Origin of the sequence: Cardinium endosymbiont of Culicoides punctatus, assembly GCF_004354815.1 — a bacterium.
Classification (GTDB): domain Bacteria; phylum Bacteroidota; class Bacteroidia; order Cytophagales; family Amoebophilaceae; genus Cardinium.
The window spans coordinates 1-13,115 of sequence record NZ_QWJI01000022.1; the positions used below are offsets into that span (position 1 = coordinate 1).

The following is a 13,115-nucleotide window of genomic DNA, read 5'->3' on the forward strand; positions in this document are numbered from 1 at the left end:
AGCCGTTTTTTATCAAATATAGTGGAAAATCCTCAATGTCAGTCTTTTATCCCATCATATATTTGTACCACCACCAATAATTATTGATATTAAGTATATTTTTGTTGTTTTTAATAAAAAATCATCATAGAAATTTATTCATACTATAACTATTTGTATACCATAACTTTTTTTCTTAAAATGTAAGTATATAAGTAATAGTGACTTTGATTTTGATACTTTAAATCAAAGGCACTTTAATTATGATTAGAGGATAATGTTGTATAACTTTTTAAAAGTCAAAAGCTATGAATAAAAATTTCTTAGAAGGAATTGATGTATCTCACCACCAAGGCAATATAGATTGGACATCGCTAACTCCTTGTAACAGTAACAAGTGGTTTATGATTGCAAAAGCCTCTGAAGGAGGAACTTACCAGGATCCTAAATTTGTGGAAAACTTTAAAAATATGTATGCACATGGCTTTAGACCTGGTGCTTACCACCGTGTAAGATTTGGTACTGGTAGTACTACTGAAGAACAAGCTAATAACCTTATAAACCAGCTAAATTTAGCTGACAAGCAGTGGGCAAGTAAAAATCCAATCATATCGTTGAATTTAATATTCTCAAAAGACGACAAGGATGATTATAGTTTAATGGCTCCTGTTGTAGAAGAATTTGTTATCTATCTACAGCATAAGCATAACATAACTCCTTATATATCTACGACCCAAAGTTTTTGGAATGATAATGTAAAAAATACTCCAGAAGCTGTAAAAAAATGTCCGTTGTGGATTGCTAGATTTAGAGATCAAGAGCCATCACCAGCAGAACTACCAAATGGTTGGGATAAATGGACAATGTGGAGTTATAGTGACAAAGGATCTGTTCCAGGTATTACAGGAGGGGTAGCTCTAAATAAGATGAAGGTTAACGTATAGCAATGCTTACATTTTTTTAGCATAGGTAAAACCAGGTTGCTTTGTTGTGTAAATATGGTTTTATGATTTTAATACATTTTTCTATAGTATAAAATTTATACAGCAAACAACTTGGTTTTTATTTTCCACACAATTGGTACCCCTTCCCCAGGTACCCTATGTTCTTAAAACAGTATTATTTTTATAGCTGATTTATAATAATATATAAAATTCGCAGTAAACATTTTAGTAACGCATTGGTCTATATGTTTAAGCCTCCAGCTGAGGAGGTTAATGTTCCATACATTTGGTATAGTGTAACATTTGAATAGACAATCTCTTAACATCCTCAATAGGAGTAGTTGTGTTTATTTTTACCATAACTTCAAATAAATTTTTACGACTCGCATCGAAATGGCCTACTCGGCATTTAGCTGCATTTTTAGCTATAATGTAGTCTAAAATTGGGTTAGTATTAAGATCTATATGAAATAAATAATCAAAAGGTGTATCTATAAATTTCTTTACTTGGTCACTTTCTACTTTTCCAAAAGTAGAAATAGCCTCATGTCCAAAGGAATATAATAAATTACTGTTTTGATGCACATGGTCTTTGGGTGTAGTATAACAGAGTATACTAATCTTTTTATCTAAGCTTTTTAAGTTTCGAATAAAACGTTGTACGCTTTCATGTTTGGTAGGCTCTTCATAGCTATAGAGTACACCGATGGTTACTGCTTCTTTCAACCCTACATTCCTGCGTTCAACAACCAGATTTTTGGATAAAAACCTCGTAATAATCTTTAAGACTAAAAATTTAAATATTAGATATAGGTTCATGGCTCAATCATATTCAGAATGTCATTTTCTTCTAAAACCGAAATACCTAACGTTCTTGCTTTGGCCACTTTTGACGGTCCAGGGCTATTTCCTACTACTAAATAATCTATTTTAGAGGATACTGCAGCATTTAGTTTTCCTCCTGCCTGTTCTATTAACCTACTCAGTTCTTCCCGTGTATATTTCTGAAAGGTACCTGAGAGAACCAGCTTTTTGGACGATAATACCAAATTTTTGGTAAATTTCTCTATTTTCTGAAATGAAAATTTCAATCCTGCATCCTTAAGTTCGGTAAGGATAGTCTGTTGATAAGGATCATTCAAATGATCAATGATACTTTGTGCTATTTTCATGCCTATGTCTGATACCTGTAATAGGTCTGTTATGGTAGCACATTGTAATTGCTCCATATTACCAAAATAAGCAGCTAGTTTTTTAGCCACTGTTTCCCCCACATGTTTGATGCCTAGTGCAAACAATACCCTGTTGAAAGGTATGGATTTAGAATCTTTAATATGAGCAAGCAGTTTTTTTGTAGATATTTCTTGAAAGCCTTCCAATTGATTTACTTGTTCATAACGCAATTTATACAAATCTGCTACTGTCTTAATTAAATTTGCTTCAAAGAGTGCGTCAACTGTTTTGGGACCTAAGGAATAAATATCCATAGCTTTGCGATGTGCAAAATGTAATATTCTCCCTTTTAGTTGGGGCAAACAGGCTTGTTTATTTGGACAATAGAAAACAGCTTCACCCATCTCTCGAATCAGGCTTGTACTACAAGCAGGACATACAGAAGTGAAAACAATGGGAAGCGATGTTTGGTTACGACTTTTAATGTCCACTCCAACTACTTGAGGAATAATTTCTCCCCCTTTTTCGATTAAAACCGTGTCACCCAGGTGAAGATCTTGTCTAGCTATTTCATCTGCATTATGTAAAGATGCACGACGTACCATAGTACCAGCCAATAAGATAGGGTTAAAATGTGCTACAGGTGTTATGGCACCTGTTCTGCCCACCTGAAACGTTACATTTTCTAAGGTAGAATGAGCTATTTCTGGTTGATATTTATAAGCAATAGCCCATCGTGGAGCTTTAGCTGTTATTCCAATCGCTTGCTGTTGTTGAAATGCATTTACTTTAATTACTATACCATCTATATCAACAAGTAGTGTATTTTTTCGTTTACTCCAACTGTGGATATAATCCATTATTTCAGTTATATCATGACAAATTTTATAAGTGGGTGCAATAGAAAATCCTAATTTAACCAACAATTCCAATGCTTCTTGTTGTGTATAACAGGGTATAGACTGACTGTAAAAGCTATATGCATAGAATATTATTTCACGCTCCTTCAGCAGATTTAAATCTAGTGTTTTGAGTGTTCCTGCTGTAATATTTCGGGGATTGGCCCATAATTCTTGTCCCTGTTTAGCACGTTCTTGGTTGGATGTTTCAAAAAATTCTTTGGTCATAAAAGCCTCACCACGTACTTCAAAAGATGTATATTGACTATCTGTAATGACATCTGGAATTTTAAAAAGTGTTTTGGCATTTTGAGTAATATCATCTCCTTTTTCTCCATCACCACGTGTAGCCACACGTACCAAACTGTTATGTTCATAAATCATACTTAGTGCTACACCATCTATTTTAGGTTCACAGACAAAATCTATGGTTTGGTTGGGCAGTATTTTTTTTACCCTCTTGATAAACTGTACCACTTCTTCCTCTGAGTAGGTTTTTGCTAAAGAAAGCATCGGTATTCGATGATAAGCAACTGGAAAACTTTTTGAAGGAAGTTCTCCAAGTTTTTCGGTAGGAGAATCAATAAGTTTATAGTGGGGATATCTTTTCTCTAATTGAATCAGCTGTTCTAATAATTGATCATACGCATAGTCAGAAATCTCAGAAATATTTTTTTGAAAATAAGATTCATTATGGTATCTAATTAGGTCTGCCAAACGTTTCATTTCCTTACTTATCTCTGTCTCGTGCATAAATATAATAGGAGATCAATAAACAATGTTTAGTTATTTAAAAATGAAGATGCTTTCTATAAAAATTTTGTAATTACAAAACATATAAAAATAACCATTTATTTGATACAAATATATCAAAAAATGAGGGAGCAACTGATTGTTAAAGATCATATAACATATTGAGTGGTGCTATACTAAAAGCACAGTAAAGGCTTTTGAAACCCTCAATTATTTTGTAAAACTGATCAAACTTTATTGTAGATTTTTATTTACACTTTTTGCAAAAAAATTACCTAATATTGTATTAACAGAAGATAAAAGACACTTTTGGGTAACACTCTGATAAAGCAGGGTTACATAAGTCTTAGCAAAGAATAATTAATTCTTACTGATTGTATGAATTTTAAATGATTTTTTTGTTCCATTTTTAAAACAATACGACTGTGTACAACTATTTTTCTTTATTACAATGCGGCAGATTGGCATACATTACGGTGGCTCTATTATATAGTATGTGTACTAGTTGTAGCCAAGGATTAACGCATGCTCAATGGAGTAAAACAGAAAATAAAGCATCAAGTAGTAAGATTAGTGAAGGCAAAATTATAAAAAAGAAGCTTAGAGGAGTAGGTAAAAGGAAGAAAAAAAACACTGCCAGTAATAATTGGACTTCTTATCACATTGCAGCTTATTTCGGATCGATGGAAGAGTTTGTAAGATTAAAAAATTTTAAAGCTGATCCTAATGCAAAAGGAAAACATGAGATAATACCCATCCATCTTGCAGCTTATTTTAATCATATAGATGTTGGATCTTCATTATTAGATCGTGGTGCTAATGCACATCAAAAGAGTTCAAATAACTGGACCTCACTACATTTTGCAGCTGCAAATGGTAGTTCTGATTTACTTGAAAAATTGTTATTACATGTAATAAAACAATCGATACCAAATAATGAATTTAAGACAATTGAATTATTCTTATTAGAAAAAATAAAGCAACAACAAACTGATTTACCAATTCTTTTGGCAGTAAATGAAAGTGATATAGATGTGGTTGGGATTTTTAATTTATTCGTACAAGCTCCTGGTATTAATACATATACAGAAGATTATGCATATCCTACTGCAAACGTGCATACAAACCGTGAGTTTAATAGTGTATTAGACTTGCTAATGATTATTGCTAATAATAATGCAAATATACAGAAAAATGGCATAACAATGTTACATTCTGCAGCTTATCACGGCCATACAGAATGGGTTAAAAAATTGTTAGAAAATGGAAATGATATAGAAGCAAAAATGAAGGATGATGAAACGCCATTGCATTGTGCAGTTTATTTTGATCATGCAGATGTAGTAAGATTATTATTGGATGCTAGAGCTAATAAAAACGCAAAAGATATGTATGGCAATACACTTTTACATTTTGCAGCTAGGAACGGCAGTGTAGAAGTTTGTACACAATTCCCAGAAATTTTGTGCGATGTGCATACACCAAATAGTCATGGCGCTACCCCTCTTCATGTAGCAGCTTGGCGTGGAGATCAACAATTCTGTAATATATTGCTCAATGCGGGAGCGAATATAAATGCACAAGGTGCACATGGTTGGACTCCTGCTCACTATGCAGCTTTTGGAAACTACAGTGAATTATTTGATACTCTAAAAGAGTGTGGAGCTGATCTTTCTATACGGAATTCCGATGGAAAAACGCCTAATGATTTGGTAATCACGGAACGATCGTCAGAATAAGTCAAAGTAGGTTTTTAGATAGACTAATTAGTAATAACTACTTTCTTCAGTGGTGGTTAAATTATATGATGAGATAAACAGCTGACATTGAATATTTTTCACTTTTTTTGATAAAAAATGGTTAATTTTTTTTAAAGAAAATATCATGGAAAAATGAAGTTCTTTGATTTTTTGTGTTTTTGAGAACCCAATTTTGACAAAAATGAACTCCATTTTGTTGTTGTAATACCTTCTGGATTAGCTCGGTGATTTAATAGCAACGCTACGATTTTTACATGACCACCATACACTGCTTCTATTGACAGCATGCTTTACGATGGTTGCTACGGCTATTATTCAGATTATAGAACGTAATGATATGGTGGCTTTATTCAAATCTTTAGGCGCACATACCTGGCAGATTAATGTGATTATTCTTTGCAATAGTTTATATACACTTTATTGGGGCATGTTATATGGAAATATATTGGGTATGGGATTATGTTTTTTTCAATCTCATTATAAGCTGATTACACTTGAGACAGAGTTGTATTATATGCAGCATGTTCCTATTTCTTGGGTCTGGCAAACTATTTTTTTTCCTAGCCTATGTGCATTTTGTGCCATTAGTTTAGGTTTGTATGGTGCAATCACATTATTCAATAAAAATAAAATTATAGAAGTATTAGAATTAGAATCCGAGATTTCTCACTAAAAAACGTAATTTTTTAATTATTTTTAAATCGGTATAAACAATAGTTCGGAATATCGGATGAAACAGTTATTGGAATGGATTAGCGTGTTAATAACACAAAGTACCGTATGGAAGCGAGCGTTTTATGTACAGTTCTGTGAGTACCTTTTGAATCCACTGGGAGACTCGATCATGACAAGTCTATTGACTTATTGATTCACATATTTATTACCTTAATCAGGAAGGAAAATAAAAAATATAAAATTTTTGTGTGAAATGTCGGTAAAACTTTTTTCAAACCTAGCATTCATTCAGAAAAAGCTTAGTATATATTTTTTTGTTGTGTATTTTATAATTTTTTCTTCATTTGTATGTGGAGATCAACAACAAAAATCTATGGAGATAACTAATCTAATTGACAATTTTGAAGCTATATCAGCAAAAATAATTGCCTGTTGCAATGCCCCTGGTGTAGCAGTAGCAATTGTTACACCAAAAGAAATTTTATCATTAAAGACATATGGTGTACGTCATTTAGGTAAAAAAGAATATGTAAATCAAGATACCCTTTTTAGAGTAGCATCATTATCTAAAATTTTTACCAGTGCATTGGTTTCAAAACTCAATACAGCAAATATAATTGATCTAGAATCTCCTATTAAACAATATCTTCCTTTTATACATATTTCTGATCATAACCATATAAATCGTATTAAAATAAAAAATTTACTTAGTCATACGAGTGGTATCGCCACTTATAGTTTAGAAAGCAAAGCTTATTTACCAATAAGTTTGAATGAGCTTATAGCTGATCTACCTACTACACGAAAAGTGAGTGAGCCAGGAAAAATGTTTCACTATCAAAATGTAATTTTTAGTCTTATTGCCCCAATTATATCAAAAGCCTCGTCCTTTCCTTTAGCCATATTTCTACAGAAAATAGCTAGATATAAAATAGATTCCTGTACATAATCTATAGAATCTTCATCTGCATTTTGCCATGGCCTTATTTCTGTATTTGCAATGCTTTTTTTATCTTTTTCATCCTTATACCCTATTAAAAATTTCTTCTAGTTGTCGTATATCTCCCATTTTAATGGCTTTAATTCCCTTTTTAGAAAGAGATATGGTTTGTTTTTTTTCTAGTTGGGTATTTATAGATGTGCTTTTAACACTTCTATTCCGTGCAATGCTTGTACATGTACTTATGCCAGTAATCATCCATACCATGGCTGTAAATGTGATTATTTTGAAAATGTGTTTCATAAATAAAGTGTGTTAAGCAGCATAAAAAAACTACCACCTATATTAACGAATACGTTTACTAGGTTTTTCGTTTTCTAAAAAATCAGGACTTGCTTTGCGTTTTTCAAAATTTAACTTTGACACATTTGCTTGCTTTGCCTTCTCTAGAAGTCCTTGGATTCTTTTGTGTTTTTGAGAACCATTTGATAAAAATGCACTCCATTTTGTTGGTGTAATACCTTCTGGATTGGCTCCGTGATTTAATAGCAACTCTACGATTTCTACACGACCACCATGCACCGCTTGACCAAGTGGGGTACGTCCGTGACTATTTTTTGGTTCCAAATATATATTTTTTTGCTCTAATAATATTTCTACCATGTCTGTAAGACCCCACTCAACTGCTATACAAAGTGAGGTATCTCCTGTAAAACTATCTTTTTTATTGATATCAGTTCTCTTGTCTTTTAATAGCAAACGTACTGCATTTAGCTGATTGCTGTCACGTCTAAATTCATAATTGATTATACCTGTTTGTAAGGGCAACCGACCGTTTCTAGCAGGTAGATTTACATTTATACCTTTGTGCGCTAAAAAAATTTCAAGAATAGGGATATCACCATTACCCATAGCTATATGGAGCGCACTACCAGTAGATGAATCACCCTCTGGAGAATCATCCAAGGTGCTCACATCTGTTCCATATTCGTATTTGAGTAATAATTCTACCACATCCCTATCACGTATTTGAGTTGCTTTGCTCAGAGGATAGTCATCTATCAAATTAAATAGGGCTTTTTTACGTGGTACGTTTGGGTTTGCACCTTGATCCAATAAAAATTGAATGATTTCTAGGTATTTAGCTTTATTCTTTCCTTTAGCTATATTTCTATGGTAAATAGCGAGATATAAAATAGATTCTTGCATATAATCTAGAGAATCACCATCTGCATCTTGCCATAACCTTATTTCTGTATTTGCAATGCTTTTTTTATCTTCTTCATCCTTATACCTATTAAAAATTTCTTCTAGTTGCCGCATATCTCCATTTTGAATGGCTTTAATGCCCTGTTTAGAAAGAGATATGGTTTGTTTTTTTTCTAATTGGGTATTCATGGATGTGCTTTTAACACTTCTATTCCGTGCAATGCTTGTACACGTACTTATGCCAGTAATCATCCATACCATGGCTGTAAATGTGATTATTTTGAAAATGTGTTTCATAAATAAAATATGTTAATATTCTGAATATAGACCTGTTGCGTAAGTACTATAAAAAACAACCTAGCCTGTTTCCACTTGAGTCCTTGTATATAAACAAATGCGTATGTATTGTACATCCTTTGCACCAATAATCCTTATGCAAAATTATTACACCACTATGCCTAATATGGATATATACAAAAGAGCGCATGTGCAGGAACGCATAGCATTTACGATGCGTGAGATGTGTATGAATCACCAGCAACGGGAATAACTGTGGGTCCTTATTAGTAAAGTAATGAACTTAACCCAAATATGCAATAGGGCGTTGCATATTTGCATATAATAGTTGACTTTTGACTGTACTAGGCCCCCACTGAGGAATTCATATTTTCTGGAAGATAAAAACCCGGCTTTGAAGTTTTTTGCGTTAGGTTTTCTACCAAAAAAGACGTAATATAGCCGAAGATACGCGTAAAATCCTACTTTTTTATTTTACGTCCTTGATAATACATGCATAAAGCTAAATTAAATGAATTTATTTTCTATTACAGCTTCTTCTTTAATAGAAGTAACTATTCAGAAATTATTTGACTCCTTGGACCAAGAATTAATGCCCGTGATCCAAGATTCAAGAGAAAGACGTGCGGTCATTCGACGATTATTAGGTCATTATTTTGGAGTCGATGCCACAGACTTTATACTAAACTCAATGGTATCCATTAGTCCAATATTACAAAGGGAACTTTTGGATGCTATTGGTAGGTTACAAAATGGTATGCCTATACAATATGTGATGGGAGAAGCTTATTTTGCTGGACAAACATTTAAAGTAACCCCCGATGTGCTTATTCCAAGGGGAGAAACAGAGGAATGGGTAGTTTTTTTGACCGACAATATAGCTTATCCCACCTCCATTTTAGATATAGGAACGGGAAGTGGTTGTATTGCCATTACACTAAAACAAAAATTCCCTCAGGCTTCGGTAGATGCCATTGATATAAGCAAGGAGGCGCTTAAAATTGCTGTTTATAATGCAACACAATTGAATACTGATGTGCATTTTATTGAAATGGACATACTGACTGATCAGCTTCCTGATCGCTGCTGGTCGCTAATCGTCAGTAATCCTCCTTATGTTAAAATAAGTGAACAGCACTTTATGAAACGAAATGTATTAGATTATGAGCCACATTTAGCTTTATTTGTAGATGACGCTGACCCACTGTTATTTCATAGGCATATTGCATCTCTTTCCATACACCATCTAACGCCGAATGGCATCTTATGTTTGGAAATAAATGAAACATTAAGTAGAAAGGTTGTAGATTTGTTGCATGAGTTGGCATTTAGGACAGTAGTCCTACATAAAGACATGCATGGAAAAGATAGATGGGTTATGGCTACGCTTTAATCTAGACATATAAATGGAATCGCTTTCTTTTTTTATTTAACTATTCATATTATATGAGATATACGAAAAAAACAATAAATTTTTTTGTATTCATTATAACCATTTTTTTGGGAAGTAAAAAAACTTGGGCAAATATAGAAAGTGAAGCTCCGACGAAAGATGCTACCAACGAAACGCTAACACAAGACAAAAAAGAATTACCTTCTTTAGTTAAAGAAAAGACCAATGATCCATTAGCATTAGAAGAAGAAAATGCTGCTAAGGCAAAAGAACTTCCTTTGGTTAAGATAGCTCATAAAGATATTTTAGATCTTTTGTATAGCTTGTTTGTGCCTAAAGCACATGATATACCTATTTATATGCCCATGCTGCAACATGCAGCTATAAAAATAAACTGGTTTGGGCTGACACGCAGATTTTGGACGAAAGAACAACGAACGTATGAAGGGGGCATAGATCTATATTTTCGCCATAATGTACAGTTAGCTATTGATCTAGGATATGAATACTACAAGCCCAAGCATATCCTTCATAATAATAAATTACTATATCAATCTACAGGGAAATATGTGTCAGGGTCTTTGAGATATGCTATTTTGACTCAAAACTTTGCTCATGCTTACGTGGGTATTGGTTATACACAAAGTCGTTTCGATATTACAACATTTCATAATAATGTTATCTCTGACGCAGTAAAGACATTTACCCACCATTGGTTCAAACTAATTTTAGGATCTGAAGCAAGATTAATACCTAATAGTGGGCTATACGGAGGCACGCAATTTGGTGTAATGCGTCTTATAGGTGATGTAAAAAGTACAAATCCTAAATTACAAAGTTATTCCATTCCTGGCTATGGTAACGTAATGAATAAAATTAATTTTGAACTAATAATGTACCTAAAATGGAGTGTTTCTTTTTTGGAAAAAAAAATTACTATTTAATTATTTAGTACTAAACTATATACATCTGGAATAGAGCCCCTTAAATTGCAATGCTATGTCAAAATTAGCTGTTATTGACCTAGGAACTAATGTTATAAAGATTTTAGTAGGTTCCGTTACACAAAAAAAATATTCCCTTCTTTATGAAGCAAAGATACCTGTGGTTATACATCCAAAATCTTTGCTTACTACTCATATTACTCAAGAAGAGAAAAAAAATATTATAGATGCCTTTATAACCATAAAAAAGAAGTTAGATAAAGATAATGTTGAATTTATTATTGCTAAGGCTACAAGCCTATTACGAGAAGTCTCCAATGCGGATGAAATCATTGAAGCAATTTATACTTCTACTTCTATTCAAGTAGAAGTGATCTCTAATAAAGAAGAAGCAAACCTAATCCATCTTGGCATTAGCTCTTTTCTTAATCTAACCAATGAAAGTTGCTTGGTTGTTGATATAGGAGGGGGAAGTACTGAGTGTATTATTTTTAATCGAAATCAACAATTATGGGAAATGAGTTTTCTTCTCGGCATACGTCGTATTGCTTCACAAGGCACTTATAGCGATCCAATAACCCCAACGCAAGTTAACGAGCTAGAAAAATACATCCATACTATTCTGGAACCATTATTATTAGCAACTAAACTATATAAGCCCAATACACTCATTGGATCGTCTGGGGCTTTCAGGACACTATTAACGTTATATACGTACTGTTACCCTTCTGCATATATTAATACTAAAAATGATATGAAAGTCATATCTACCAAACAGTTTTTAGATATACATCATGTTATATTGACAAAGCCTATGCATTTTTGGGAAGGGAAAGTTGCTGTAGAACCTATTTTTTTACGCCTCATTCCCTTATCAACTATTTTCATTAACCTCATTATTAATGAATGTAATTTTCAAGAAATCATTGTTTCAGACAAGTCATTGAAAACGGGATTATTTATTCAAGAGTGGCATCATTTGAAAACCCAAAAACTTATTTGATCAATACTCCGACTTTCATTTCCCCCCTTACATCATAGGTAACCATTATGGGCCTTTTTCCTAACGCTAACGATGAAACCTTTTGAATTTAGCTGGCTTAAGAATGTCAGTTTTACGCTTGCATACTAATCTTTTATTTAGTATAATGCGCCATGCCTTGAGTGTGAATGCGGTCATTAAATTAAATACTTTTGTGAAAACCGTTCTTTCAAACAGCTTTGTGAGCAACCTGGGGGGAAACACTTAGGGTGAATCAATGGCTTTGTAGATTGGTTGGTTTTTTATTAATTTTTTTTCTAAAAGAATATTTGGTTTAATGTTGATTTTATGTCGTACATAATGTAGGCATTATTGAATTAATTTAAAAAAATGATAGGCAAATTTTTAGATCCCAAAAATGACTTCGCATTTAAGAAGATATTTGGAACAGAAAAGCACAAAGACATACTCATTCATTTCTTAAATGATGTATTAGAATTTTCAGATGGAGCCATTATCAATGATGTGACTTTTCTAAGTCCTATACAAGACCCAGAAATTGCTTCTAAAAAAGAAAGTATTGTAGATGTATTGTGCCAAGATCAAGATGGCAGACAACATATCGTAGAAATGCAGGTAGCCAAAACCAAAGGTTTTGAAAAACGAGCCCAATACTATGCTGCAAAAGCTTATACAAATCAATTAGATAAAGGAGTGTATTATCATAGACTAAAAGAGGTGATTTTTTTAGCTATAGCTGATTTTGAAATGTTTCCAGATAAAAGTGGATATAAATCCGATCATGTAATTTTAGATAAAGAAAGCTACGAAAATGATTTAAAAGATTTTTCATTCACTTTTTTAGAGTTACCGAAGTTTCGAAATACAAAAGATAAGCTTAAAACGATGCTAGAGAAGTGGTGTTATTTTTTCAAGTACGCAGCGCGTACCTCTTTAGCCGATCTAGAAAAAATAATCGATGAATCAGATATTATAAAGAAAGCCTATCATGCTTTAGAAGCTTCTAGTTGGAGCGAAGCAGAACTAGCTGGTTATGAAAAAGCAGAAAAACAGTTGAGAGATTGGGAGACTACACGTGCTCATGCCTATGATAGTGGTAAGAAAGAAGGTGAACAACTGGGACTAAAAAAAGGTGAACAACTCGGG

At 33.0% G+C, this 13,115-nt stretch carries 13 protein-coding genes; 8 read left to right on the plus strand and 5 right to left on the minus strand.

Translation table 11 applies throughout. From position 1 onward, the window contains the following. Nucleotides 1-287: 287 nt before the first annotated feature. The gene (locus CCPUN_RS03515) at nucleotides 288-923 is read left to right on the plus strand and encodes a glycoside hydrolase family 25 protein (RefSeq protein WP_133282203.1); all 636 of its coding nucleotides are present in this window, start codon (nucleotides 288-290) and stop codon (nucleotides 921-923) included. A 270-nt stretch (nucleotides 924-1,193) separates the two neighbouring features. Here CCPUN_RS03515 and CCPUN_RS03520 read toward each other — a convergent pair whose 3' ends face one another. Together CCPUN_RS03520 and ligA are read right to left on the minus strand one after the other, a co-directional pair. Further along, on the minus strand, nucleotides 1,194-1,742 hold the full coding sequence (locus tag CCPUN_RS03520) for a DUF6913 domain-containing protein (RefSeq protein ID WP_133282204.1): 549 nt from the start codon (nucleotides 1,740-1,742) through the stop codon (nucleotides 1,194-1,196). Beyond that, nucleotides 1,739-3,748, minus strand: a complete 2,010-nt coding sequence (gene ligA, locus CCPUN_RS03525) for an NAD-dependent DNA ligase LigA (RefSeq protein WP_133282205.1) — start codon at nucleotides 3,746-3,748, stop codon at nucleotides 1,739-1,741. Before ligA ends, CCPUN_RS03520 begins: the two co-directional genes overlap by 4 nt. Before the next feature lie 494 nt (nucleotides 3,749-4,242). Here ligA and CCPUN_RS03530 point away from each other — a divergent pair, with 494 nt between their 5' ends. Then, the gene (locus CCPUN_RS03530; protein WP_165941932.1) at nucleotides 4,243-5,487 is read left to right on the plus strand and encodes an ankyrin repeat domain-containing protein; all 1,245 of its coding nucleotides are present in this window, start codon (nucleotides 4,243-4,245) and stop codon (nucleotides 5,485-5,487) included. 143 nt (nucleotides 5,488-5,630) lie between these two features. Here CCPUN_RS03530 and CCPUN_RS04740 read toward each other — a convergent pair whose 3' ends face one another. Beyond that, on the minus strand, nucleotides 5,631-5,795 hold the full coding sequence (locus tag CCPUN_RS04740; protein ID WP_165941933.1) for an ankyrin repeat domain-containing protein: 165 nt from the start codon (nucleotides 5,793-5,795) through the stop codon (nucleotides 5,631-5,633). A gap of 8 nt (nucleotides 5,796-5,803) precedes the next feature. On the opposite strand from CCPUN_RS04740, the gene CCPUN_RS03535 reads away from it, so the two are divergent. Both CCPUN_RS03535 and CCPUN_RS03540 read left to right on the plus strand, forming a co-directional pair. After that, nucleotides 5,804-6,181, plus strand: coding sequence for an FtsX-like permease family protein (locus tag CCPUN_RS03535; protein ID WP_133282207.1), 378 nt, complete (start codon nucleotides 5,804-5,806; stop codon nucleotides 6,179-6,181). Between the two features lie 375 nt (nucleotides 6,182-6,556). Further along, nucleotides 6,557-7,132, plus strand: coding sequence for a serine hydrolase domain-containing protein (locus CCPUN_RS03540; protein ID WP_165941934.1), 576 nt, complete (start codon nucleotides 6,557-6,559; stop codon nucleotides 7,130-7,132). A 75-nt stretch (nucleotides 7,133-7,207) separates the two neighbouring features. On the opposite strand, the gene CCPUN_RS03545 is transcribed toward CCPUN_RS03540, so the two are convergent. Further along, nucleotides 7,208-7,426, minus strand: a complete 219-nt coding sequence (locus CCPUN_RS03545) for a hypothetical protein (RefSeq protein WP_133282209.1) — start codon at nucleotides 7,424-7,426, stop codon at nucleotides 7,208-7,210. A 42-nt stretch (nucleotides 7,427-7,468) separates the two neighbouring features. Beyond that, nucleotides 7,469-8,629 (minus strand): ankyrin repeat domain-containing protein, encoded by a 1,161-nt coding sequence (locus CCPUN_RS03550; RefSeq protein WP_133282210.1) that lies wholly within the window; start codon nucleotides 8,627-8,629, stop codon nucleotides 7,469-7,471. Nucleotides 8,630-9,140: 511 nt separating this feature from the next. Between CCPUN_RS03550 and prmC the strand changes: the two genes are divergently transcribed. The 4 genes from prmC to CCPUN_RS03570 all read left to right on the plus strand — a co-directional run. After that, on the plus strand, nucleotides 9,141-10,022 hold the full coding sequence (prmC, locus tag CCPUN_RS03555) for a peptide chain release factor N(5)-glutamine methyltransferase (RefSeq protein ID WP_133282211.1): 882 nt from the start codon (nucleotides 9,141-9,143) through the stop codon (nucleotides 10,020-10,022). 107 nt (nucleotides 10,023-10,129) lie between these two features. Beyond that, a complete protein-coding gene (locus CCPUN_RS03560; RefSeq protein ID WP_133282212.1) occupies nucleotides 10,130-10,966 on the plus strand; it encodes a hypothetical protein in 837 nt (278 codons plus the stop codon). 55 nt (nucleotides 10,967-11,021) lie between these two features. Next, nucleotides 11,022-11,969: a Ppx/GppA phosphatase family protein gene (locus CCPUN_RS03565; RefSeq protein ID WP_133282213.1), complete on the plus strand. Its 948-nt coding sequence runs from the start codon at nucleotides 11,022-11,024 to the stop codon at nucleotides 11,967-11,969. A gap of 369 nt (nucleotides 11,970-12,338) precedes the next feature. Next, the coding region (locus tag CCPUN_RS03570) for an Rpn family recombination-promoting nuclease/putative transposase (protein WP_133282214.1) at nucleotides 12,339-13,115 on the plus strand (777 nt) is incomplete at its 3' end.

What these genes read in the sequence shown, in the direction of transcription:
- CCPUN_RS04740 (WP_165941933.1), bottom strand. Translation starts at nt 5,795, where the DNA reads ATGCTGTCAATAGAAGCAGTGTATGGTGGTCATGTAAAAATCGTAGCG.
- CCPUN_RS03540 (WP_165941934.1), top strand. Translation starts at nt 6,557, where the DNA reads ATGGAGATAACTAATCTAATTGACAATTTTGAAGCTATATCAGCAAAA.
- CCPUN_RS03545 (WP_133282209.1), bottom strand. Translation starts at nt 7,426, where the DNA reads ATGAAACACATTTTCAAAATAATCACATTTACAGCCATGGTATGGATG.
- CCPUN_RS03565 (WP_133282213.1), top strand. Translation starts at nt 11,022, where the DNA reads ATGTCAAAATTAGCTGTTATTGACCTAGGAACTAATGTTATAAAGATT.
- prmC (WP_133282211.1), top strand. Translation starts at nt 9,141, where the DNA reads ATGAATTTATTTTCTATTACAGCTTCTTCTTTAATAGAAGTAACTATT.
- CCPUN_RS03535 (WP_133282207.1), top strand. Translation starts at nt 5,804, where the DNA reads ATGGTTGCTACGGCTATTATTCAGATTATAGAACGTAATGATATGGTG.
- CCPUN_RS03520 (WP_133282204.1), bottom strand. Translation starts at nt 1,742, where the DNA reads ATGAACCTATATCTAATATTTAAATTTTTAGTCTTAAAGATTATTACG.
- CCPUN_RS03515 (WP_133282203.1), top strand. Translation starts at nt 288, where the DNA reads ATGAATAAAAATTTCTTAGAAGGAATTGATGTATCTCACCACCAAGGC.
- ligA (WP_133282205.1), bottom strand. Translation starts at nt 3,748, where the DNA reads ATGCACGAGACAGAGATAAGTAAGGAAATGAAACGTTTGGCAGACCTA.
- CCPUN_RS03530 (WP_165941932.1), top strand. Translation starts at nt 4,243, where the DNA reads ATGTGTACTAGTTGTAGCCAAGGATTAACGCATGCTCAATGGAGTAAA.
- CCPUN_RS03550 (WP_133282210.1), bottom strand. Translation starts at nt 8,629, where the DNA reads ATGAAACACATTTTCAAAATAATCACATTTACAGCCATGGTATGGATG.